The 22,947-nt window shown below is 73.7% G+C and carries 18 protein-coding genes; 12 read left to right on the top strand and 6 right to left on the bottom strand.

Features of this window, described 5'->3' with window-relative positions; all coding sequences use genetic code 11:
* Positions 1-21: 21 nt before the first annotated feature.
* Positions 22-948, bottom strand: coding sequence for a hypothetical protein (locus tag J3R08_RS03750; RefSeq protein WP_064447636.1), 927 nt, complete (start codon positions 946-948; stop codon positions 22-24).
* A 2-nt stretch (positions 949-950) separates the two neighbouring features.
* Positions 951-1,580 carry an MBL fold metallo-hydrolase gene (locus J3R08_RS03745; protein ID WP_209959991.1) on the bottom strand — a complete coding sequence of 210 codons (630 nt, stop codon included), beginning with the start codon at positions 1,578-1,580 and terminating at the stop codon, positions 951-953.
* A 124-nt stretch (positions 1,581-1,704) separates the two neighbouring features.
* Between J3R08_RS03745 and J3R08_RS03740 the strand changes: the two genes are divergently transcribed.
* A complete protein-coding gene (locus J3R08_RS03740) occupies positions 1,705-2,706 on the top strand; it encodes a DUF4349 domain-containing protein (RefSeq protein WP_209959989.1) in 1,002 nt (333 codons plus the stop codon).
* Here J3R08_RS03740 and J3R08_RS03735 read toward each other — a convergent pair.
* Positions 2,663-3,922 (bottom strand): amidohydrolase, encoded by a 1,260-nt coding sequence (locus tag J3R08_RS03735; RefSeq protein ID WP_043326724.1) that lies wholly within the window; start codon positions 3,920-3,922, stop codon positions 2,663-2,665. The two genes, J3R08_RS03740 and J3R08_RS03735, sit on opposite strands and share 44 nt — an antisense overlap.
* 595 nt (positions 3,923-4,517) lie before the next feature.
* The gene (locus J3R08_RS03730; protein ID WP_043326726.1) at positions 4,518-6,101 is read right to left on the bottom strand and encodes a methylmalonyl-CoA mutase; all 1,584 of its coding nucleotides are present in this window, start codon (positions 6,099-6,101) and stop codon (positions 4,518-4,520) included.
* A gap of 203 nt (positions 6,102-6,304) precedes the next feature.
* On the opposite strand from J3R08_RS03730, the gene J3R08_RS03725 reads away from it, so the two are divergent.
* Entirely contained in the window at positions 6,305-8,326 is a 2,022-nt protein-coding gene (locus J3R08_RS03725) for a serine/threonine-protein kinase (protein WP_043326728.1), read from the top strand.
* Positions 8,327-8,375: 49 nt separating this feature from the next.
* A complete protein-coding gene (locus tag J3R08_RS03720; protein WP_209959988.1) occupies positions 8,376-10,040 on the top strand; it encodes a phospho-sugar mutase in 1,665 nt (554 codons plus the stop codon).
* A gap of 86 nt (positions 10,041-10,126) precedes the next feature.
* Here J3R08_RS03720 and J3R08_RS03715 read toward each other — a convergent pair whose 3' ends face one another.
* Both J3R08_RS03715 and upp read right to left on the bottom strand, forming a co-directional pair.
* Positions 10,127-10,801, bottom strand: coding sequence for a GPP34 family phosphoprotein (locus J3R08_RS03715; RefSeq protein ID WP_043326732.1), 675 nt, complete (start codon positions 10,799-10,801; stop codon positions 10,127-10,129).
* A gap of 100 nt (positions 10,802-10,901) precedes the next feature.
* On the bottom strand, positions 10,902-11,534 hold the full coding sequence (gene upp, locus J3R08_RS03710; RefSeq protein ID WP_043326733.1) for a uracil phosphoribosyltransferase: 633 nt from the start codon (positions 11,532-11,534) through the stop codon (positions 10,902-10,904).
* 136 nt (positions 11,535-11,670) lie between these two features.
* Between upp and deoC the strand changes: the two genes are divergently transcribed.
* The 9 genes from deoC (at position 11,671) to cydC (ending at position 22,891) form a co-directional block, all read left to right on the top strand.
* The gene (deoC, locus tag J3R08_RS03705) at positions 11,671-12,630 is read left to right on the top strand and encodes a deoxyribose-phosphate aldolase (protein WP_030501215.1); all 960 of its coding nucleotides are present in this window, start codon (positions 11,671-11,673) and stop codon (positions 12,628-12,630) included.
* A 5-nt stretch (positions 12,631-12,635) separates the two neighbouring features.
* Positions 12,636-14,066, top strand: a complete 1,431-nt coding sequence (locus J3R08_RS03700) for an aldehyde dehydrogenase family protein (RefSeq protein ID WP_043326735.1) — start codon at positions 12,636-12,638, stop codon at positions 14,064-14,066.
* Positions 14,059-14,883 carry an aldehyde dehydrogenase family protein gene (locus tag J3R08_RS03695; RefSeq protein ID WP_043326737.1) on the top strand — a complete coding sequence of 275 codons (825 nt, stop codon included), beginning with the start codon at positions 14,059-14,061 and terminating at the stop codon, positions 14,881-14,883. The genes J3R08_RS03700 and J3R08_RS03695 overlap by 8 nt, the downstream gene beginning before the upstream one ends.
* Positions 14,884-15,635: 752 nt before the next feature.
* Entirely contained in the window at positions 15,636-16,190 is a 555-nt protein-coding gene (locus J3R08_RS03690) for a BlaI/MecI/CopY family transcriptional regulator (RefSeq protein WP_209959987.1), read from the top strand.
* A gap of 9 nt (positions 16,191-16,199) precedes the next feature.
* Positions 16,200-17,105, top strand: a complete 906-nt coding sequence (locus J3R08_RS03685) for a M56 family metallopeptidase (protein WP_043326742.1) — start codon at positions 16,200-16,202, stop codon at positions 17,103-17,105.
* Between the two features lie 104 nt (positions 17,106-17,209).
* Complete coding sequence (locus J3R08_RS03680; RefSeq protein ID WP_209959985.1) at positions 17,210-18,457, top strand: cytochrome ubiquinol oxidase subunit I; 1,248 nt, start codon at positions 17,210-17,212, stop codon at positions 18,455-18,457.
* An 11-nt stretch (positions 18,458-18,468) separates the two neighbouring features.
* Positions 18,469-19,476 carry a cytochrome d ubiquinol oxidase subunit II gene (locus J3R08_RS03675; RefSeq protein ID WP_140946578.1) on the top strand — a complete coding sequence of 336 codons (1,008 nt, stop codon included), beginning with the start codon at positions 18,469-18,471 and terminating at the stop codon, positions 19,474-19,476.
* Positions 19,473-21,152, top strand: a complete 1,680-nt coding sequence (gene cydD / locus J3R08_RS03670) for a thiol reductant ABC exporter subunit CydD (RefSeq protein WP_209959983.1) — start codon at positions 19,473-19,475, stop codon at positions 21,150-21,152. The genes J3R08_RS03675 and cydD overlap by 4 nt, the downstream gene beginning before the upstream one ends.
* The gene (gene cydC, locus J3R08_RS03665) at positions 21,149-22,891 is read left to right on the top strand and encodes a thiol reductant ABC exporter subunit CydC (RefSeq protein ID WP_083296901.1); all 1,743 of its coding nucleotides are present in this window, start codon (positions 21,149-21,151) and stop codon (positions 22,889-22,891) included. The genes cydD and cydC overlap by 4 nt, the downstream gene beginning before the upstream one ends.
* Positions 22,892-22,947: the final 56 nt, after the last annotated feature.

The raw sequence follows: 22,947 nt of genomic DNA, 5'->3' as shown, positions 1-22,947 counted from the left end.
CACCGTAGCCATTCATCACGCTCAGTCTGCCCGGTCGTCACCGGTGTCGGCATCCCCCTCTTCGGCGTCGAGCGCCTCCAACACGGCCTCCACCTCACCGGCCCGGCGCCGGGCCGCGGTGACCGCCCGTTCTGCGCCCCGCCGGGCCAGCCGGGCCCGGCTCAGCTCCTGCTCGGCCACGGCCCGGCGACGCTCCAGCTCGGCCAGTTCGGTCTCGATCCGGTCCAGCGTCGCGGCGCCGTCCCGCTCGGCCGCATCGGCCGCCGCCAGCTCCTTCTCGGCCCGGTCCAGGTCCGTCCGGGCCCGGGTCAGCTCCCGGGTCGCGGTCCGCCGCCGCCCGGCCCGTTCGGCCCGCGCCGCCCGCTCGTCGCGGGCCCGGCGCGCGTCGGCCCGCTCGGCCGCCCGATCCGGTACGACAGGCGCCTCCTCGCCCCCTGTCACGAGCCGCAGCTGGGGGCGGGGCACCTCGCCGAACCCGGCGTAGTGGCTGGCCCGCAGCAGGCGTCCGGCGCGCACCTGTTCGGCCACCTCGGTGTCCGACAGCGCGGCGTTGAGTGTCGCCTCGACCTCGCCCAGCGGCAGCCGCCCGGCCGGTGGCGCGGCGGGTTCGGTGGCGGCGAGACGGCGTACCTCCGCCACCAGCGCGCCCACGACGGCGCGCCGCTGCGCGGACAGTTCCCGCAGCGTGCCGCCGCGCAGGTCGCGCTGCGCGGCGCGTAGCGACTCGGCCAGCTGGCTCAGGTCGGCGACCAGCTCGGGCCGGCGGATGGCGAGCAGGTTGACCAGCCAGGCCGCTACCGTGGGCCGGCGCAGCTTGGCGATCTCGCGGGCGGTACGCGGGTCGCCGGACTGCCGCGCCTGCGCGACGGCGGCGTCCCGGGCCGCGACGAACCGGTCCGGCGGCGTGGCGTAGAGCTGCCGGATCACCTCCGCGGGCACCTCGGCCATGCTCAGACGTCGATCCGGGTGCCCGGCTCCAGACGGCGGTAGTCGGTCTTGGACAACGCGGTGTACTGCCGGTCCAGCACGCCGAGGCCGTTGCCGTTGAGCAGCGCGTCGTGCAGCGCGTACGCCCGGCGCGGGGCGACCGCGCGGATGAAGTCGACCACCTCGGAGAACTTCGACCAGGGCGCGTGGATCGGGGCGAACAGCGTGTCCACCTGCACGTCGTCCGGGACGAACAGCGCGTCGCCCGGGTGGTAGAGGACGTCGGCGAACAGGTAGCCGATGTTCGGGATCACCGGGATGTCCGGGTGGATGACCGCGTGCTGCCCGCCGTACGTCCGCACCGGCACTCCGGCGACGGTGAGCGACTGCCCCGGCGAGACGGTGACGAGCGCCTCGGCGGCGTCGCCGAGCACCCCGGCGAGCGAGGCCGGGCCGTGCACCGGCACCGGCCGCCGCTCCAGCGCCCGGGTGAGCGCGGTGACGTCCACATGGTCCGGGTGTTCGTGGGTGACGAGCACCGCGTCCGCCCCGTCCAGCGCCTCCGGCTCGCTGAAGCCACCCGGGTCGACGACCAGCACCGCCCCGTCGTGCTCCAGCCGGAGACAGGAGTGCGAGTACTTGGTGACGTGCATCGTGACTCCTCGCATACCGAATCGTGATGTCCTCAGCGCAGTCTGCCGGAACCGGCGCGACCACGCGCCACGTCCGAGGTATCGGTCCCGGTGGGCGGGGCCGCCGACGATCGGAGTACGGGGAATGGGTGGACGACGGTTCCGGGGCCTTGCCCTGGTGGCGGTGGGCATGGTCGCGGCGCTCGCCGTGGGCGCCTGCGGCGCGGACGAGGACAGCGGCGGCGACGCGGCCGCGCCGGCCATGGACGGAGGCGCGGCGCGCGAGCAGCCCGCCGCGGGCGGCGCGGATCGCGACCAGGCGGCTCCCGGCGGCACCGGCGGCGCGGACCTGCGGGTCGACCAGCGGTCCATCATCTACACCGGGACGATGCAGATCCGGGTGGACGATGTGGAGGCCGCGTCGCGGGAGGCGGTCACCGCGGTGACAGCGGCCGGTGGGTTCGTCGGCGGCGACCGGCGGTCGAGCCGCTCCGCCGAGGCCCGGGCGGTGCTGACCCTGCGGGTGCCGGCGGACAAGTTCGCCGGTGTGATCGACCAGCTCGCCGGCCTCGGCCGCCAGGAGCGCCGGGAGATCCGCACCGAGGACGTCACCGAGCAGGTGGTCGACCTGGACGCCCGGATCGCCACCCAGCGGGCGCGGGTGGAGAGCGCCCGCAAGCTGCTCGCCCAGGCGAGTTCGGTGGACGAGCTGGTCCGGCTGGAGAACGAGGTGGGCAGCCGTCAGGCGGACCTGGCCGCGCTGGAGGCGCGCAAGCGCCGGCTGGCGGACCTGACCGCGCTCTCCACCATCACCGTGACGTTGCTCGGGCAGGACGCCAGCACCGCCGAGGAGGAGGCGGATCTGGGCTTCCGCAGCGGGCTGGACGGCGGGTGGACGGCGTTCCGGGCCTCGGCCCGCATCGCGCTGACCGTGCTCGGGGCGGTGCTGCCCTTCGCGGTGGTGATCGGCGTACCGCTGTGGTTGCTGCTCCTGTGGCGGCGCCGGCGGGCCCGGCGGACGCCGCCGCCCGGCCCGGGCGCGATGCCGCAGCCGGGCCTGGGCCCGATGCCGCCGGGCCCGGCCGGTCCGGCCGACGCTCCGGTCAGCGCGCCGCCGCCAGTGCCCGCAGCGCGGTCTGGACCATGAGGCGTACGCCCGCCTCGATGGCGCGCTCGTCCACGTCGAACGAGGCCCGGTGCAGGTCCACATTGGGCCCGCTGCGGCCCACGCCGAGGCGGGCGAGCGCGCCGGGGACGTGCTCCAGGTACCAGGAGAAGTCCTCGCCGCCCATGCTCTGCGGCGTCTCGGCGATGCCGTCGGGGCCGAGCGCGGCGGCGGTGGCGGCGGTGAGCACGCCGATCGCGCCGGCGTCGTTCGTCACCGGCGGCCGGCCGCGCAGGTATTCCAGATCGACAGTGGCGCCGGTGGGCGCGAGCACGTCCCGCACCACCTGAGCCACGATCTTGGGCGCCTCGTCCCAGGTGTCGCGGTCCATCACCCGCAGCGTGCCGGCCGCGCACGCCTCGGAGGGGATGACGTTGTAACGGGTGCCGGCCGAGGCGTGGCCGAACACCAGCAGCAGCCCGCTGTTGGCCGGCACCCGGCGGCTGATCAGGGTCGGGACCTCGGTCACCAGCCGGCCGAGCGCGTCCACCAGGTCGACTGTCAGGTGCGGGCGGGCGGTGTGTCCGCCCGGCCCGGTGAGCCGGACGGTGACGTTGTCGGCGGCGGCGGTGATCGGGCCGACCCGCAGGCCGACCTTGCCCACCGGCAGGTTCGGGTCGCAGTGCAGCGCGAAGATCTGCACCACGTCCTCCAGACCGCCGGCCTCGATGACCTCCAGCGAGCCGCAGGGCAGGATCTCCTCGGCCGGCTGGAAGATCAGCCGTACCCGGCCGTCGAGCTGGCCGATGTCGGCGAGCTGGGCCAGCAGCATGCCGACGCCGAGCATCACCGACGTGTGCACGTCGTGGCCGCAGGCGTGGCAGACGCCCTCCACCGTCGAGCGGTATGGCACGTCCTTCGGGTCGTCCAGCGGGAGCGCGTCGATGTCGGCGCGCAGCGCGATCACCGGGCCGTCCGGGCGTCCGTCGATGTCGCAGATGACGCCGTTGCCCTTCGGCAGCAGGCGCGGCTTCAGCCCGGCGAGGGACAGCTCGCGGTGCACCAGGGCGGCGGTCTCGAACTCCTCGCCGGACAGTTCCGGGTGGGAGTGGAGGTGCCGGCGGGTCGCGATCAGGCCGGGCACGCGCAGCGCGAGGAGATGGTCGAGCTCGAAGGGCAGGGGCTGGGAACCGGTCGGCGCCTCGGGCCGGGACGACGCCAGCGGGCCGCCGGAAGGCAGCGTCAACGCACTCGTCACGTCGAATTCTCGATCACTAGAGATGGATGGATCATCGGGTAGAACAGCAGACAGCCTAGACCTCCGGCGGTGACGCTGCGCAACATCTTTCGCGTAGCGGTCGGACCGCGCAGCGTCACGAATGCCCTGGTGAGAGTGCTCGAATATCTGCGGGACAGCAGGTAGATCACGGTCGGAGCCCGTCATCCGCCTCCCACCTCCTACAACGCGTAACCGTTTCAACGGCCACTAATATCCGGGCCGCTGTTCCGAATTGTCGCATTAGTCACGGCAATTAACCGCCGCTCGGACAATTGCGCGACAACTGTCGGCTGCCGGAAGACTCCCGACGGTGACATGACCGCCCGGCCGTCGACCGCACAGGCTGTCCGTCCCGTTCATCCGATCCGGTTACCCGAATCGCCGAATCGCACACGCGCGGCACCGGGCGCCACCGCCCGGCCACCCGCCGTGACCGGCCGGGCGCCGTCGCCCGGGAGGGGACCAACGGTACGCCTCAACGGCCCCGTTTGCCCAGTTCAGACCACTACCGGACGCACGACGGCGGCCCGCGCCGGGCACCTGCGTGCGCCGACGGGACCGCCGCCTGAAAACGTCAGAACCGATCGCTCGGCCGGTAGATCCCCCACACCTCGCGCAGCGTGCCGCACACCTCGCCGACGGTGGCCCGGGCGCGCAGCGCCTCCTTCATCGGATAGAGCACGTTGGCGTCGCCCTCGGCTGCGGAACGCAGCTCGGCCAGTGCGCGCTCCACCGCGCCGGAGTCCCGCTCGGCGCGCAGCCGGGCCAGCCGCTCCCCCTGCGCCGCCTCGATCGCCGGGTCCACCCGCAGCGGCTCGTACGGCTCCTCCTCGTCGATCTGGAACCGGTTGAGGCCGACCACCACCCGCTCACCCGAGTCGATCTCCTGGGCGATCCGGTACGCCGACTGCTCGATCTCGCGCTTCTGGAAACCGGCCTCGATCGCGTCCACCGCCGAACCGTGGTCGAACACGCGGTCCATCAGCTCGGTGGCCGCCGCCTCCACCTCGGCGGTCATCGCCTCCACCACGTACGACCCGGCGAACGGGTCGACGGTGGCGGTCAGGTCCGTCTCGTACGCCAGCACCTGCTGGGTGCGCAGCGCCAGCCGGGCCGCCTTCTCGGTGGGCAGCGCGATCGCCTCGTCGAAGCTGTTCGTGTGCAGCGACTGGGTGCCACCGAGCACCGCGCCGAGGCCCTGCACCGCCACCCGGACCAGGTTCACCTCCGGCTGCTGGGCGGTGAGCTGCACGCCGGCGGTCTGGGTGTGGAACCGCAGCATCATCGACTTCGGGTTCTTCGCGCCGAACTCGTCACGCATCAGCCGGGCCCAGATGCGCCGGGCCGCGCGGAACTTCGCGACCTCCTCCAGCAGCGTGGTGCGGGCCACGAAGAAGAACGACAGGCGGGGCGCGAAGTCGTCCACTGCGAGCCCGGCGGCGAGCGCCGCGCGGACGTACTCCACGCCGTTCGCCAGCGTGAACGCGACCTCCTGCGCGGGCGAGGCGCCGGCCTCGGCCATGTGGTAGCCGGAGATCGAGATGGTGTTCCACTTGGGCACCTCGGCCCGGCAGTAGGCGAACGTGTCGGCGACCAGCCGCAGCGAGGGCTTCGGCGGGAAGATGTACGTCCCCCGGGCGATGTACTCCTTGAGGATGTCGTTCTGGATGGTGCCGTTGAGCGCCGCCCCCGGCACGCCGTTCTCCTCGGCCACGAGCTGGTAGAGCAGCAGCAGCACCGAGCCGGGCGCGTTGATCGTCATCGAGGTGGAGACCTTGTCCAGCGGGATGCCGCCGAACAGCGTGCGCATGTCCTCGATGGAGTCGATGGCGACACCGACCTTGCCCACCTCGCCGTGCGCGATCGGGTCGTCCGAGTCGTACCCCATCTGGGTGGGCAGGTCGAACGCGACGGACAGGCCCATCGTCCCGGCGCGCAGCAACTGGTGGTACCGCGCGTTGCTCTCGGTCGCGGTGCCGAAGCCGGCGTACTGTCGCATCGTCCAGGGCCGGGAGGTGTACATCGTCGGGTAGACCCCGCGGGTGTACGGGAATTCGCCCGGCTCGCCCAGCCGGGCCTCCAGGTCCGCCGGAAGGTCTGCCGCCGTGTAGACGCCCTGGATCGGGAAACCCGACTCGCTTGACCGCGCATCGCTCATTACCGGATGGTAGGACGCGCTGACCGCCTGGTGGGTGAGGGATACCGCACACCTGGCCACGGCACACCACCGGAGGTGAGCAACCGGCCACATACCGTCGAGTAGGTAAACGCCCGCCGCGTCGGGTTTCGCATCGGGCGTCGGAACCAGCAAGATAGAGGGGTTGTGTCCCAGCCCCCTCGATATCCCCCGGTGGCTTTTCTGTGACTCAGATTCCGACGTGGAGCGGCGGACCGGCCAGTCCCCCCACTGGACGCGCGGCGCCCGGCACCACCATCGGTGGTCGCTACTCGCTGCGCTCCCCGGTGGGCAACGGAGGCATGGGCACGGTCTGGCGGGCCACAGACACATTGCTGCGCCGCGACGTGGCGGTCAAGGAGGTCGTCCTCCCGCCGGGGCTCGCCCCGAGCGACCGCGACGCGCTCTACGAACGGACGCTGCGGGAGGCCCGCGCCGCCGCCGCGATCCAGCACCCGGCCGTGGTGCAGGTCTACGACGTGGTCACCGAGGGCGGCCGGCCGTGGATCGTGATGGAGCTGCTGGACGCCCGCAGCCTCGCCGACATGGTGATCGAGGACGGGCCGGTCGCGCCGCGCGCCGTCGCCAAGATCGGCATCGCGCTGCTCGGCGCGCTGGAGGTGGCGCACGCCATCGGTGTGCTGCACCGCGACGTCAAGCCGGCCAACGTGCTGATCTGCTCCGACGGCCGCTGCGTGCTCACCGACTTCGGCGTCGCCCGGATGCCCACCGACGTGCAGCTCACCACGCCGGGCATGGTGCTCGGCTCGCCGCACTTCATCTCCCCCGAGCGGGCCATGGGCCAGGAGTTCGGGCCGCCCAGCGACCTGTTCTCGCTCGGCGTGACGCTCTACACGGCGGTCGAGGGCCGTCCCCCGTTCGACAAGGGCGACCCGATCGAGACCATGCACGCCGTGGTCGAGGACCCGCCCGCCACGCCGCAGCGCAGCGGCCCGCTCACCGGCGTGCTGATGGGGCTGCTGGAGAAGGACCCGGCCCGCCGGATGGACGTGCACCGGGCCCGCGCCAACCTGCGCGAACTGCTCGCCGGGCCGCTGACCAGCACCGCCACCGCGGTCAACTCGGTCACCGACCCGTACGCGGTTGTGCCGGTGCCGCGCCCGACCACGCCGCCGGCCATCGCGGCCGAGCCGAAGCCGAGCGGCCAGATCGGCGGTCGGGCCATGATCGGTCCGGACGAGTCGCTGACCGACCGGCTCGCCGCGCTGCGCCGCGGGGAGCGGCCCGCCGGCGAGAAGCCGGCGGCGGGCGACGCCGCGCTGGACGAGACCAGCGCGGACGCGCTGGCCGGCCCGCTGCACACCCCGACCGGCGCGATGTCCGGGCCCGCGCCCGAGGCCACCCAGCGCATCTCGCCGGACGCCACGGTCCGGCTCGGCCAGGGCGCCGGCGCGGACGCCACCCAGCAGGTGCCGACCACCCAGCCGGTCTACGGCCGTGCCGCCGACGCCACCCAGCCGGTGTACGGCGGCGGCAACCAGTGGTCGGTGCCCGGCACCGGCCAGCCGTGGACCACGCCGGCCACCGCTCCGGCCGCCGGTGGTGGCGGCGCGCTCGGCTCGGCCAAGGGCCTGCTCGGCCGGATCAAGGCGTGGCCGCGCAAGGTCCAGCTCGCCGCCGCCGGCGGCCTCGCCGTGGTGCTGCTGGTGAGCGTGATCGCGCTGACCAGCGGCGGCGACGACACGCCACCGCCGATCGTGGGCACGCTGCCGTCGAACTCGGCCGCCGCCGCGCCCGAGATGCAGGAGCAGACCGTCAAGGGCGTGACCATCCAGGTGCCGAAGGGCTGGCAGCGGCAGACCGGCGGCCTCTACGTCGACTACGTCGACCCCGAGGACGAGGGCCGCAAGGTGCGGGTGATCGCCGAGCCGTGGGGCGGCACCTCGATCAGCTGGGCCGAGTTCGCCTCGCGGAACCTGAACAAGAACAGCGCCAAGAGCAAGACCTGTCCCGCCCCCTACACCGAGGTGTCGGTTTCCGAGCAGCCGCTCGCCGGGCAGACCGCGGGCCAGCTCGAATACACCTGCGGTGAGGGTGAGTCCATGCGTCACGGCATCTGGCGGGGCGTGGTCAAGGACGGCAAGGTCTACTCGTTCTACCTCTCCTCGACCGACGCGCGGTTCGCGGAGAGCAAGCCGATCTTCGACGCGATGGTCGGCTCGTTCCAGCTCACCGAGGCGAACTGAGTCGAGGCCGACGGCCAGTGGTGATCCGCCGCCGTGCTATCAAGAGGCAATGGCGGCGGAAACCACTGACCTAGACGACCTTCGCGTCCGAGCCGAGCGCTGGCTCGCCGACGACCCGGACCCGGCCGACCGCGACGAGCTGCGCGCCGTCCTGGACGGGCTGCCCGGCACGGCGACCGACCTGGCCGACCGGTTCGCCGGCCCGCTGACGTTCGGCACCGCCGGACTGCGCGGCCCGCTGCGCGCCGGGCCGAACGGCATGAACCTCGCCGTGGTCACCCAGGCCGCCGCCGGGCTCGTGCGCTGGCTCGCCGCCCAGGGCGGCGAGGGCCCGCTGGTGATCGGGTACGACGCCCGGCGCGGCTCGCTGGCCTTCGCCGAGCGCACCGCCCAGGTGGCCACCGGCGCGGGCCGTCCGGCGCTGCTGCTGCCCCGGCCGCTGCCCACGCCGGTGCTGGCGTTCGCGGTCCGGCAGCTCGGCGCGGTCGCCGGGGTGATGGTGACCGCCAGCCACAACCCGCCGCAGGACAACGGCTACAAGGTCTACCTGGGCGCGCAGCTCGGCGGTGAGCTGGGCGCGGGCGCGCAGATCGTGCCGCCCGCCGACGCCGGCATCGAGGCGGCCATCCGGGCCGTCGGCCCGCTCGCCGAGGTGCCGCTCGGCCCGGCCGGGCAGGTGCTCGGCGACGACCTGGTGGCCGCGTACGTGGAACAGGCCGCCGCCGTGGTGGACCCGACCGGGCCACGCGACCTGAAGGTGGCGTACACGCCGCTGCACGGGGTGGGCGGCGCGGTGCTGACCGCCGCGTTCGCGCACGCCGGGTTCGGCGTGCCGGGCGTGGTGCCGGAGCAGGCCGAGCCGGACCCGGCGTTCCCGACCGTCAGCTTCCCCAACCCGGAGGAGCCGGGCGCGGTGGATCTGCTCGTCGCGCTCGCCGACCGCACCGGCGCGGATCTCGCCATCGCCAACGACCCGGATGCGGACCGCTGCGCGGTGGCCGTACGCGACGCCGGGTCCTGGCGGATGCTGCGCGGCGACGAGGTGGGCGCGCTGCTCGCCGACCACCTGATGCGGCGCGGCGTGACCGGCCTGTACGCCACCACGATCGTGTCCTCGGCGCTGCTGCGCGCCATGACGGCGGCCCGGGGGCTGCCCTACGACGAGACGCTCACCGGGTTCAAGTGGATCGTCCGGGCCGGCGGCGGCCGGGAGCCGCTCGTGTACGGCTACGAGGAGGCGCTCGGCTACTGCGTCGCGCCGGAGCACGTACGCGACAAGGACGGCATCACCGCCGCGCTGACCGTCGCCGAGCTGGCCGCCGGTCTGAAGGCCGAGGGCCGTACGCTCCTCGACCGGCTGGACGAGCTGGCCGCCGAGTTCGGCGTGCACCACACCGAGCAGCTCTCGGTCCGGGTGGAGGACCTGCGGGTCATCGCGGACTCGATGGCCCGGATCCGGGCGGCCACCCCGACCGCGCTGCTCGGTCAGCCGGTGACCGAGGCGACCGACCTGCTCCCCGACGCGGACGTGGTGATCCTGCGCACCGGCGCGGCCCGGGTGGTGATCCGGCCGTCCGGCACCGAGCCGAAGCTCAAGGCGTACCTGGAGGTGGTGGAGCCGGTGACCGGCGGCGACGTGCCGGCGGCCCGGCAGCGCGCGCGTGCCGCCGTGACGGAGCTGCGCAACGAGATCGCCGCCGCCCTCGGCCTCTGACCGGGTGTAAGGAAGGGCCCCTTATTAACGCCTCGCGTTAATAAGGGGCCCTTCCTCTACCGGAGGCGTTAAGAGGGGGCCCTTCCTTACCGCTTGCCCAGGGCGGCGTCGACGGCCTGGCCCAGCGCGGCGATGACCAGACTGATCGACGGGCGCACCACGCTGTCGTCCAGGCTCACCGTGCCGGAGAACCCGGCGCCGGCGGCGATCTCCTCCAGGCGGCGCCCGGCGTCCTCGGCGGCCGGGCCGGTGAGCCCGAGCGCCGGCTCCATGCGCAGCACCGCGACGAGCGTGGCGAGCGCGGCGGTCCGCTCGTCGGGGAGCTGCCCGCTGGTCAGCGCGTCGGCCAGACGCTGCCGGATGTCCGCCTCGACCGAGGAGTCCGCCACCGGGTAGCGGTGCACGTGGATGAAGTCCAGCTCGGTCTCCTCCACGTCCCGGACCACGCCCCGCCCGCAGAGGTCGGTGAGGATCCGGTCGCGCAGCCCGTGCCGCAGCCGCTGCACCCAGGACGAGGGTGTATGCGGGGTCTCCGCGGCGATCTTGGCGAGTACGGCGTCGGCGATCGGCTCACCGGTCGGCGCCGGATCGATCACCGCCAGGTTCCCGTCCGCGTACGCGAGCCGTCCGGCCAGGGCCAGCTCGACCAGCACCGCCGCGGCCATGCCCAGGTCAAGGCTGATCCGCGGCATGGTGGCCTTGCCGGTTTCGTCGTCGTACGCGAGGAGCAGCAGCTCTTCGGCGAGCGCAACACCAGTCATGGCCCGGAACGCTAGCGCCTCCCCGCACCCCCGCGCACCAACTCGCCGGGGCAGTCCGGTTCCCGGTGCGGAGGGCCGACCCTCCGCACCGGGACCGGCATCAGAAACGGGGCATGCCGCCGAACTGGCGGTCGCCGGCGTCACCCAGGCCGGGGACGATGAACTTCGAGTCGTTCAGGCCCTCGTCGATCGAGGCGGTGACCAGGCGCAGCGGCAGGCCGGAGCGCTCCAGCCGCTCGATGCCGACCGGCGCGGCCAGCACGCACAGCACCGTGATGTCGGTGCAGCCGCGGTCGGCGAGCAACCGGCAGCAGTGCTCCAGCGAGCCGCCGGTGGCGAGCATCGGGTCGAGCACCAGCACCGGCAGGCCGCTGAGGTCGCGCGGCAGCGACTCCATGTACGCGCGGGGCTCGTACGTCTCCTCGTCGCGGGCCAGGCCGACGAAGCCCATCGACGACTCGGGCAGCAGGCCGAGCGCGGCGTCGGCCATGCCGAGACCGGCCCGCAGCACCGGCACCAGCAGAGGCGGGTTCGCCAGCCGGCTGCCTTCGGTGGCGGTGACCGGGGTCTGGATCGAGTACTTCTCGACCGGGAAGGAGCGCGCGGCCTCGTACACCAGCATGGTGGTGAGTTCGCGCAGCGCCGCCCGGAACGACGACGAGTCGGTCCGGGCGTCCCGCATGGCGGTCAGCCGCGTCTGGGCGAGCGGATGGTCAATGACGGTTACGTCCACGATCGCTCAACCTACCGCTCCGTGGACCGGCGCACGGTGGGTGCGGCCCGACCAGCGACCCCGCTCACGTACGACGCTCGCAACCCGTTCACCGTGACCAAGATCACAGGACTCGCGAGTGCGTACTATTCGGGGCATGACGGCGACAACGACGTCGGCCCGGTCGGATCTCTCCGAGCTGGGACGATCCGAGACCGCTCTGCGGACCTTCCTGCACGGCCTGCCCGGCGTGGACCAGGTCGGCGCGGAGCAGCGGGCGGCGCAGCTCGGCACCCGCTCCATCAAGACCACTGCCAAGGCCGAGGCGATCGACCTGGCGATCCGGATGGTCGACCTGACCACCCTGGAAGGCGCGGACACGCCCGGCAAGGTGCGGGCGCTGGCCGCGAAGGCGCTGCGCCCCGACCCGGCCGATCCGAGCTGCCCGCACGTGGGCGCCGTCTGCGTCTACCCGTCGATGGTCCCGTACGTGGCCGAGGTGCTGCGCGGCAGCGGCGTGCACCTGGCCAGCGTGGCGACCGCGTTCCCGTCCGGTCAGGCCCCGCTGGAGATCAAGCTCGCCGACGTGCGGGCGGCGGTCGAGGCCGGCGCGGACGAGATCGACATGGTGATCAACCGGGGCGCGTTCCTGGCCGGGCGCTACGCCGAGGTCTACGACGAGATCGTGGCCACCAAGGAAGCGTGCGGGGACGCCCACCTCAAGGTGATCCTGGAGACCGGCGAGCTGGCCACGTACGACAACGTGCGGCGGGCGTCCTGGCTCGCCATGCTCGCGGGCGGCGACTTCATCAAGACCTCCACCGGCAAGGTCCCGGTCGCGGCCACCCTGCCGGTGACGCTGGTGATGCTGGAGGCGGTCCGCGACTTCCGCGCCGCCACCGGGCGTCAGGTCGGCGTCAAGCCGGCCGGTGGCATCAAGACCACCAAGGACGCGATCAAGTACCTGGTCATGGTCAACGAGACGGTCGGCGCCGACTGGCTGAGCCCGGACTGGTTCCGGTTCGGCGCGTCGAGCCTGCTCAACGACCTGCTCATGCAGCGCACCAAGCTGACGACCGGCGTCTACGCCGGCCCCGACTACTTCACCCTGGACTGAACGCGATGTTCGAATACGCACCCGCCCCCGAGTCCCGCTCGGTGGTGGACATCAAGCCCTCGTACGGGCTCTTCGTCGACGGCGCGTTCGTCGACCCGGCCTCCGGCGGCAGCTTCAAGTCGGTGAACCCGGCCTCCGAGGAGGTGCTGGCCGAGATCGCCGAGGCCGGCGCCGACGACGTGGACCGCGCGGTGCGCGCCGCCCGGGCCGCGTACGAGAAGGTCTGGGGTCCGATGCCGGGCCGGGACCGGGCCAAGTACCTGTTCCGGATCGCCCGGCTCATCCAGGAACGCTCGCGCGAGCTGGCGGTGCTGGAGTCGCTGGACAACGGCAAGCCGATCAAGGAGTCCCGCGACGTCGACCTGCCGCTGGTCGCCGCGCACTTCTTCTACTACGCGGGCTGGGCGGACAAGCTTCCGCACGCGGGCTTCGGCCCGGACCCGAAGCCGCTCGGCGTGGCGGCGCAGGTCATCCCGTGGAACTTCCCGCTGCTCATGCTGGCGTGGAAGATCGCCCCGGCGCTGGCCGCCGGCAACACGGTCGTGCTCAAGCCCGCCGAGACCACCCCGCTGACCGCGCTGCTGTTCGCCGAGATCTGCCAGCAGGCCGACCTGCCCGCCGGCGTGGTCAACATCGTCACCGGCGCCGGCGACACCGGCCGGACGCTGGTCGAGCACCCGGGCGTGGACAAGGTCGCGTTCACCGGCTCCACCGAGGTGGGCCGGGCCATCGCCCGCTCGGTCGCCGGCACCCGCAAGAAGCTCACGCTGGAACTGGGCGGCAAGGCCGCGAACATCGTCTTCGACGACGCGCCGATCGACCAGGCCGTCGAGGGCATCGTCAACGGCATCTTCTTCAACCAGGGCCACGTCTGCTGCGCCGGGTCGCGGCTGCTGGTCCAGGAGTCGGTGGCCGACCGGGTGCTGGAGTCGCTCAAGCGCCGGATGGCTCAGCTCCGGGTCGGTGACCCGCTGGACAAGAACACCGACATCGGCGCGATCAACTCGGCCGAGCAGCTCACCCGCATCCGGGAGCTGTCCGACGCCGGGTCCGCCGAGGGTGCGGAGCGCTGGTCGCCGCCGTGCGAGCTGCCCGAGCGCGGCTTCTGGTTCGCGCCGACCATCTTCACCGGCGTCACCCAGGCGCACCGGATCGCCCGCGAGGAGATCTTCGGCCCGGTGCTGTCCGTGCTCACGTTCCGCACCCCGGCGGAGGCCGTCGAAAAGGCCAACAACACGCCGTACGGGCTGTCGGCCGGAATCTGGACCGACAAGGGTTCCCGGATCCTGTGGCTGGCCGACCGGCTGCGCGCGGGAGTGGTGTGGGCGAACACGTTCAACAAGTTCGACCCGACGTCGCCGTTCGGCGGCTACAAGGAGTCGGGCTACGGTCGCGAGGGCGGCCGGCACGGGCTGGAGGGGTACCTCAATGTCTGAGCGGGTCGCGGTACGCAAGACGTACAAGCTCTTCATCGGCGGGAAGTTCCCGCGCAGCGAGTCGGGACGGTCGTATCTCGTGCAATCCGCGAACGTGTCTCTTGCCTCCCGGAAGGACGCGCGGGACGCGGTAGTGGCCGCCCGCGCCGCGGTGAAGGGCTGGGCCGGGGCGACCGCGTACAACAGGGGTCAGATCCTCTACCGGGTCGCCGAGATGCTGGAGGGCCGGCACGAGCAGTTCGTCGCCCTGGGCGTACCGGCCGACGAGGTGGACGCCGCGATCGACCGCTGGGTCTGGTACGCGGGCTGGTCCGACAAGCTGTCCCAGGTGTACGGCGGCGCGAACCCGGTGGCCGGCCCGTACTTCAACCTGTCCGCGCCGGAGCCCACCGGCGTGGTGGCGGTGGCCGCCCCCGAGGAGCCCGCGCTGCTCGGCCTGGTGAGCGTGATCGCCCCGGCGATCGTCACCGGCAACACGGTCGTGGTGGCCGCCTCCCCGGCGGCGCCGCTGGCGGCGGTGACGCTGGCCGAGGTGCTCGCCACCTCCGACCTGCCCGGCGGGGTGGTGAACATCCTCACCGGCCGGCTGACCGAGACCGTGCCGACGCTCGCCGCGCACATGGACGTCAACGCGATCGACCTGACCGGCGTCACCGACGCCGAGCTGGCCGCCGACCTGGAGGTCAAGGCCGCGGAGAACCTCAAGCGGGTGCTCCGGCCGGCCCCGGCCGACCACGACTGGTACGCCGATCCCGGCATCACCCGGATGACCACGCTGCTGGAGACCAAGACGGTCTGGCACCCCAAGGGCGTCTGACCGACGGCAGTCCGGTCCCGGCCCGAAGTGGCGGCACACCCTCCCGGGTTGCCGCCACTTCCCGTCCCCGGACCCGTCGTCGATCGCCCCCGCAAACGGGCAAGATCAACCCCACTTTCCCGAACCGGCGTCGACCTCCCCTCGCATGCCAAGATCAACACCAGCACGGCGAGGTGGTCACATCAACCCGCCTCGGACACCACCACTTCCCCGAACCGGTGTCGATCTTGCCTTCCCCTCGACAAGATCAACACCAGACCCTCGAAATGCCCTGAACCCGAGCCCGACGCCCGGCCAACCGATCGACACCTTCTCCCCGAAGTGGCTGCATCAACCAGCCCGGGACTGCACCACCTCCCCGAACTGGCGCTGACCCTGCCCTCCCACGCACCAAAATCGACACCAGCACGGGGAAGTGGTCACATCAACCCGCCCCGAATGCCACCACCTCCCCGATCTGGCGTTGATCTTGCCGAGGGCCCACCCCGAGGCCAGCACGATCAAGACCAGATCCCCGAGAGGGCCACATCGACCGACCCGGGACTGCACCACTTCCCCGAGGCGGAGTGGATCTTGGCGGGGCCGTCCGAGGAGAGCTAGATCGACACCAGTACGGCGAGGTGGCTGCATCGAGCCACCTCGGACCACACCACCTCCCCGAGCTGGTGTTGATCTTCGGGAGGGAGGGGCGGGGACCGGAACCGGGGACCGGGGCGGCGGAGAGGGTCTACTACCGGGGGTAGGATTGGTGGGTGACTCGGCTGGGGGACCTTGAGCGTGCGGTGATGGACGTGCTGTGGGACGCGGCACCAGCCGCCTCGGGCGGTGTGACGGTGCGCGAGGTCGCCGACGCCCTGGACGGCCGCGAACTGGCCTACACCACCGTCATGACCGTGCTCGACCGGCTCGCCGGCAAGGGCATGGTGCAGCGCGAGCGGGAGGGCCGCGCCTGGCGTTACCGCCCCGCCGCCACCCGCGAGGCGCACATCGCCCAGCTCATGCTCGAAGCCCTCGATCTCGGCGGCAGCCGGGACGCCGCGCTGGTGCGCTTCGCCCGCTCGGTGACCGGCACGGAGGCGGACGTGCTCCGCGCCGCGCTCAGCGCCGAGGCCGGGGCGACCCGACCCGCGACCACCGAGGCCGGGACGACAGGCCCCGCGACCGGAGCGACCGCCCAGACCGCCGAGGCCGGGACGACCGTCGAGGCCGGGACGACCGGGCCCGCGACCGTCGAGGACGGACCGACCGGCCGGATCGAGGACCCCCGGCCCGGTCGGCCCGCGCTCGACGAGGCGACGGACCGGTAGGCGGCCGCCGTGGCGTACGCCCTGCACTTCGCCGCGACCATTCTGGCCTGCTGGCTGACCGCGCAGGTCCTCGCCGCCGCGCGCTGGACGTGGCGCGCGCCCCGGGTGGCGATCCTGTGCTGGCAGGCGGTCGGGCTGGCGCTCGGCCTGTCGGCCATGGGGTTGCCGATGGCGCTGGGCCTCGACGTCTACGACCGGGCGACCGGGTGGGCACTGCTGGCGCTGGCCGACGACCTGGCCCACGGCACGCTTCCGGCCGGTGTGGGCGCGGTGCACCTCAGCCTGGTCGGCGTCGGTCTCGGCATCGGCGTGGTGCTGCTCACCACGACGGTACGCAGCCTGCACGGCGCGGTACGCGCCCAGCGCCGGCACCGGGAGCTGCTGCACCTGGTGGCCCGGCGTGACCCGACGGTGCCCGGCGCGCTGGTGCTCGACCACCCGAGCGCTGCGGCGTACTGCCTGCCGGGGGTGCGGCCCCGGGTAGTGGTGAGCGCGGGCACGCTCGACCTGCTCGACCCGGCCGAGCTGGCGGCGGTGCTCACCCACGAGCGGGCGCACGCCCAGGAGCGGCACGATCTGGTGCTGCTGCCGTTCACCGCGTTGTGCCGGGCGCTGCCCTGGTTCCAGTGGGTGCGGGACGCGCACGCGCGGGTGGCGCTGCTGGTCGAGATGCGCGCCGACGACAAGGCCCGGGAGCTGCACGCGGACGCGCCGCTGGCGGGCGCGCTGCGCCGGTTCGCCGCCGCCGAGCACCGGGTGCAACCGGCCGGCACGCTCGGTCTCGGCGACCGCGACCTGGACGTACGGGTGCAGCGGCTGCTCGTCGCGGACCGCCCGCCGCGGGTGCTCGGCGCGATGGCGCTCGCCGTCGCGGGCACGCTCGTCTCCCTGCCGTTCGCCCTGTTCCTGAGCTGATCTCGCCCCCCTAAGGGACTTCTCCGGGTTCGCGCGCCCATATAGGTAGTGAAGCTACGTGTAGGTTGGCTACGACAAGAGAGTCGACCCATGGGAGGACGACAGTGGATCCGCTGCTCCTCGCCCGCCTCCAGTTCGCCACCACCACCTCGATCCATTTCCTGTTCGTGGCGGTCACGCTCGGCCTGGTCACGCTGCTGGTCGGATTGCAGACGGCCGGCTTCCTCACCGGCAAACCGGTGTACGAGCGGCTGACCCGGTTCTGGGGCCAGCTCTACGTGATCAACTACGTGCTCGGCATCGCCACCGGCATCGTGATGGAGTTCCAGTTCGGGCTGAACTGGAGCGGGCTGTCGCGCTACGTCGGCAACGTGTTCGGCGCGCCGCTGGCCATCGAGACGCTGATGGCGTTCTTCCTGGAGTCCACGTTCCTCGGCATGTGGATCTTCGGGTGGCACCGGCTGCGGCGCGGCGTACACCTGGCACTGCTCTGGGGCGTGGCGATCACCGCGTACGCCTCGGCGTTCTGGATCATGGTGGCGAACGCCTGGCTGCAGAACCCGGTCGGGTACGAGGTCCGCGACGGCGTCGCCCACCTCACCGACTTCGGCGCGCTGCTCACCAATCCCACGTTCGGCATGGCGTTCGGCCACGTGATCTCGGCGAGCCTGGTCACCGGCGGCCTGCTGATGGCCGCGGTCAGCGCCTGGCACCTGCTGCGGCGTACCAGCGACTACGCGCTGTTCCGCACCTCGCTGCGCCTCGGCCTGGTCACCGCGGCGCTAGCGGTCAGCACGCTCCAGGGCTTCGGCTTCGCCCAGTTCGGCCCGGTCGCGCAGCTCCAGCCGACGAAGTTCGGCGGCGGGCCGGAGCGCGACGCGCTCGTCGCCGACTGGACCGCGCGGTTCGGCCCCGGCGACTGGGATCCGCCGGTGCTCTCCAACGTCGGCCTCGGCTTCATGATCCTGATCGGCTTCACGCTCGGCGCCCTATGGCTCCTGCTGCCGCTGCTCTGGCGCGACTGGATCATCCGGTTGCGGTTCCCGCTCTGGCTGATCCTGCTCGGCCTGCCGCTGCCGTTCGTGGCGATGCTGCTCGGCTGGATCGCCCGCGAGGTCGGCCGCCAGCCCTGGGCCGCGTACGGGCTGCTGCCCACCGCGCAGGCCGTCTCCCCGGTCTCGCCAGGGCTGATGCTCGCCTCGCTGATCGGGTTCAGCCTGCTGCTCGGCGCGCTCGCGGTGACCAACTGGACGCTGCTGGCCCGGCACGCCGCGCGCGGCGCGCACGACCCCGCCCTCGGCCGACCGCCCGCGCCCGACACCGACCCCCACCACCAGCCAGTGCTCGTCTGAGGGAGCCCACCGTGGAACTCGCCTGGTACGCCCTGCTCGGCCTCTTCTTCGCCACCTACCTCGTGCTCGGCGGCTACGACTACGGCGTCGGCCTGCTGCTGGCCCGGCGCGGCCCGACGCCGGGCAGCCGGGCCACGCTCGCCGCGCTCGGGCCGTTCTTCCTCGGCAACGAGGTCTGGCTGGTGGCGGCCGTCGGCATCCTGTTCGGCGCGTTCCCCCGGCTGGAGGGCGAGCTGCTCTCCGGCTTCTACCCGGCGGTGCTCGCCGCGCTGGCCGGGGTGGTGCTGGTGACCGCCGGGGTGCAGTTGCGCAGCCGCCCGGTCTCCGGAACGGCGCGCGCCGGCTGGGACCGGGTGGTGGTGGTCGGCAGCGTGCTGGCCGCGCTGGGCTGGGGCGCGGTGCTCGGCGGGCTGCTCCAGGGCGTGCCGCTGAGCGCCGACGGGCATGTGGTCGGTGTCGGTCATCTCGCCACCCCGTTCGTCGCCGCCGCGGGGCTGGCCCTGCTGGCGCTGGTGGCGGTGCACGGTGCGACGTTCCTCACGCTCCGGCTGCCCACCGCCGACGCCCCGGCGCTCGCCCGGCTGGCGAGTGCCCTGGTGCCCGCCGCACTCGTCGCCGTCGGCGCGGCCACCGTCCTGGGCGTGCTCTCCGATCGGGTACGCGCCGCGGTGGCGCGCCCGGCTGTGGCCGTACTCCTGCCGTTGGCGCTCGTGGCCGCGCTGCTGACGGCCCGCGCGGCGCTGCGGCGGGGCCGGGCCGGTGTGGCCTTCGCCGCGACCGCGACGGCGCTGGCGCTGCCCGCGCCGCTGGTCGGGGCCGCGCTCTGGCCCCGGATCCTGGTCTCCACGGCCGACCCGGCAGCCTCGCTGACGGTGGCCGAGGCGGCCGCCGGCCGTCCGACGCTGGCACTGTTGGGATGGCTCGCGTTACCGCTCGTGCCGGCCCTACTAGGCTTTCAGGCGATGTGCTGGTGGGTGTTCCGGGGACGGATCGACGGCAGGGCACCGGTGTACTGGTGAACCGCCGCCCGTTCGACCCGCGTCTGCTGCGTCGGGTCCCCGCGGCCCGGCGCGACCTCGCCGTGCTCGCGGCGCTGGGCGGGCTGACCGCGCTGCTGGTGATCGCCCAGGCGACCGCGCTGGCGACGCTGCTGGCCACCGCGTTCGACGGGCGGCTGCACCGGCCGGCGCTGGCCGGTCTCGTGGCGGCGGTCGCCGGGCGGGCGCTGGTGAGCTGGGCGCAGGGCACAGTGGCGGCGCGGGCCGCCGCGACGGTCAAGGCGGCGCTGCGCGCCGACCTGCTGGGCGCGGTCGGCCGGCACGGACCCACCTGGGTCGCCGGGCAGCGGGCCGGGCAGCTCGCCACGCTGGCCGGGCGCGGGCTGGACGCGCTGGACCCCTACTTCACCGGCTACCTGCCGCAGCTCGTGCTGAGCGTCACGGTGCCGGTGGCGGTGCTGGCCCGGATCGTGTTCGCCGACTGGAGCTCGGCGCTGATCATCGCGCTCACCATCCCGCTCATCCCGATCTTCGGCGCGCTGCTCGGCTGGCAGGCGCAGGCCGCCACCGAACGGCAGTGGCGCCGGTTGTCGCTGCTCGGCGGGCACTTCCTCGACATGGTGGCCGGGCTGCCCACGCTGCGCGCGTTCGGCCGGTCCAAGGGGCAGGTCGACGTGGTACGCCGGATGGCCGACGGCCACCGCCAGGCCACCATGAAGACGCTGCGCATCGCGTTCCTGTCCGCGCTGGTGCTGGAACTGGTCGCCACGCTCTCCGTCGCGCTCGTCGCGGTGCCGGTCGGCATCCGGCTGCTCGGCGGCGGCCTCACGCTCTCCACCGCGCTGCTGGTGCTGCTGCTCACCCCGGAGGCGTACCTGCCGTTGCGTGCGGCGGGCAGCCGGTTCCACGCCAGCATGGAGGGACTCACCGCGCTGGACGAGGCGCTCACGCTCTCCGCCACCGACGCGCCCGCCACCGCCGAACCCCGCCGTCCCACGCCGCGCGGCCGGGGCGAGATCCGCTTCGAGGGCGTGAGCGTCGCGTACGACCGGACCACAGCGCTGCGCGACGTCACGCTGACCATCCGGCCCGGCGACCGGATCGCCGTCATCGGGCCCAGCGGCGCGGGCAAGAGCACGCTGCTCAACCTGCTGCTCGGCTTCGTCGCACCGACCTCCGGCCGGGTCACCGTCGACGGCGTGGACCTGGCCGGGGTCGACCTGGACGCCTGGCGGCGCGAACTGGCGTGGGTGCCGCAGCGGGCGCACCTGTTCGCCGGGTCGCTCGCCGACAACATCCGCCTCGGCGCGCCGGACACCCCGGACGACGTGCTCGCCGCCGCGGTCGCCGACGCCGCGCTGGACGAGGTGGTCGACGCCCTGCCCGACGGGCTGGACACCCGCCTCGGCGAACGCGGCCACGGCCTGTCCAGCGGTCAACGGCAGCGGGTCGCGCTCGCCCGCGCGTTCCTGCGGGACGCGCCGATCGTGCTGCTCGACGAGCCGACCGCGCGGCTCGACAGCGCCAGCGAGGCGGTCGTGCTGGACGCGACCCGGCGGCTGGTCGCCGGACGTACCGCGCTGCTCGTCGCGCACCGGCCCGCGCTGCTCGCCGACGCCGACCGGATCCTGCGCGTCGAGGACGGCCGGGTCACCGAACTGCACCCGACCGCCACCGGACCGGGAGTGGCCCGATGATCCCCGGCGCGGAACGGGCGGTGCTGCGCCTGGCCCGGCCGTACCTGAGCCGGCTGCTCGGCGCCGGGCTGCTCGCCGCCGCCACCGAGTTCGCCGGCCTGGCGCTGATGGCCACCGCCACCTGGCTGCTGATGAGCGCCGCCGGCCGCCCGCCGCTGGACCGGCTGACGGTGGCCATCGTCGCGGTCCGGGCGCTGGCGGTCAGCCGGGGCGTGCTGCGGTACACCGAACGGCTCGCCGGGCACGACGCCGTGCTCCGCATGATCACCGACGTACGGGCCCGGGTGTTCGCCACGCTCGCCGCCCGGCGCGACGCCGGCCGGCGTACCGGGGACGCGCTGAGCCGCCTGGTGTCGGACGTGGAGGCGGCCCAGGACCTGCTCCTGCGCGTGCTCGTACCGGGCGCGGCCGCGGCGGTGGTCAGCGTGCTCGCCGTCGGCGTCGCCGCGCTGATCTCACCGCCGGCCGCCGGTGTGCTCGCGATCGGCCTGCTGGTGGCCGGCGCGGCGCTGCCCGCGCTGGCCACCCGACTCACCCGCCGCGCCGCCGACGAGGTAGCCCCGCTGCGCGGCGCGCTCGCGGTGGACGCGGTCGACCTCACCCACGGCGCCGCCGACCTGGCCGCGTTCGGGGCCACCGGCGCCGCGCTCGCCGCCGCCGAGAACCGGGGCGCGCGGCTGGCGAAGCTGGAACGCCGGCTCGCCGCTACCGGCTTCGCGGTGGACGCGACCGGCGTACTCGTGGGTGGCCTCACCGCCGCCGCGGTGGTGGCCGTCGCGCTGCGGGCCGGGGTCGGCGGGGTGCTCGTCGGCGTCCTCGCGGTCGGGTCGCTCGCCGCCGTGGAGGTGGCTCTCGCGCTCGTCGCGGCGGCCCGCCAGCGCGCCCAGCTCCGGACCGGGCTGGCCCGGGTGGCCGACCTGCTGGCCGAGCCCGCCGCCACGGCGCCGCCGACGAGCGCGCCGGAGCCCGCGATCGACGGCCACGACGTACGGTTCGCCGACGTGACGGTCCGCTACCGGACCGGGGCCGCCCCCGCGCTGGCCGATTTCGACCTCGACCTGCCGGCCGGCCGGCGGGTGGCGGTGGTCGGGCCGAGCGGCGCCGGCAAGAGCACGCTCGCCGCCGTGCTCACCGGCGCGGTACGCCCCGACACCGGCCGGGTCACCGTAGGCGGCGTGCCGGTGGCCGGGATCCCGGACGAGCACCTGCCCCGGGTGGTCGGCGGCCTGCTCGCCGAGGCGTACGTCTTCCACGCCACGGTCAAGGAGAACCTGCTCCTCGGCCGTCCGGACGCCACCGAGGCGGACCTGGTCGCCGCGACCCGGGCGGCCGGCCTGCTCGAATGGGTACGCGAACAGCCCGACGGCTGGGACACAGTGGTCGGCGAGCAGGGCGGGCAGCTCTCCGGCGGGCAGCGGCAGCGCCTCGCGCTGGCCCGCGCGCTGCTGGCCGCCCCGCCGGTGCTGGTGCTCGACGAGCCGACCGAAGGGCTCGACCCGTCCGCCGCCGACGCGGTGCTGGACTCCACGCTCGCCGCCACCCCGGCCGGGCACTCGGTGCTGCTGATCAGCCACCGGCTCAGCGGCCTGGCCGGGCTGGACGAGATCGTGGTGCTCGACGGCGGCCGGGTGGTACAGCGCGGCCGGCACGACGAGCTGGTGGCACGCCCCGGGTGGTACCGGGAGCAGTGGCTGCGGCAGCAGACGGCCGAACGCGGCTACCTGGCGGTCACGCCGTAGCGCGCACTGAATCCGATCGGGGTTTTCCCTGACGCGGTAGCCCGTCCCCCGATGGC

This window comes from Micromonospora sp. HB375 (assembly GCF_017872985.1).
GTDB classification, from domain to species: Bacteria; Actinomycetota; Actinomycetes; order Mycobacteriales; family Micromonosporaceae; genus Micromonospora; species Micromonospora chalcea.
Note: the sequence above shows the minus strand (reverse complement) of the source record. Positions and strands in the feature narration are given on the sequence as shown.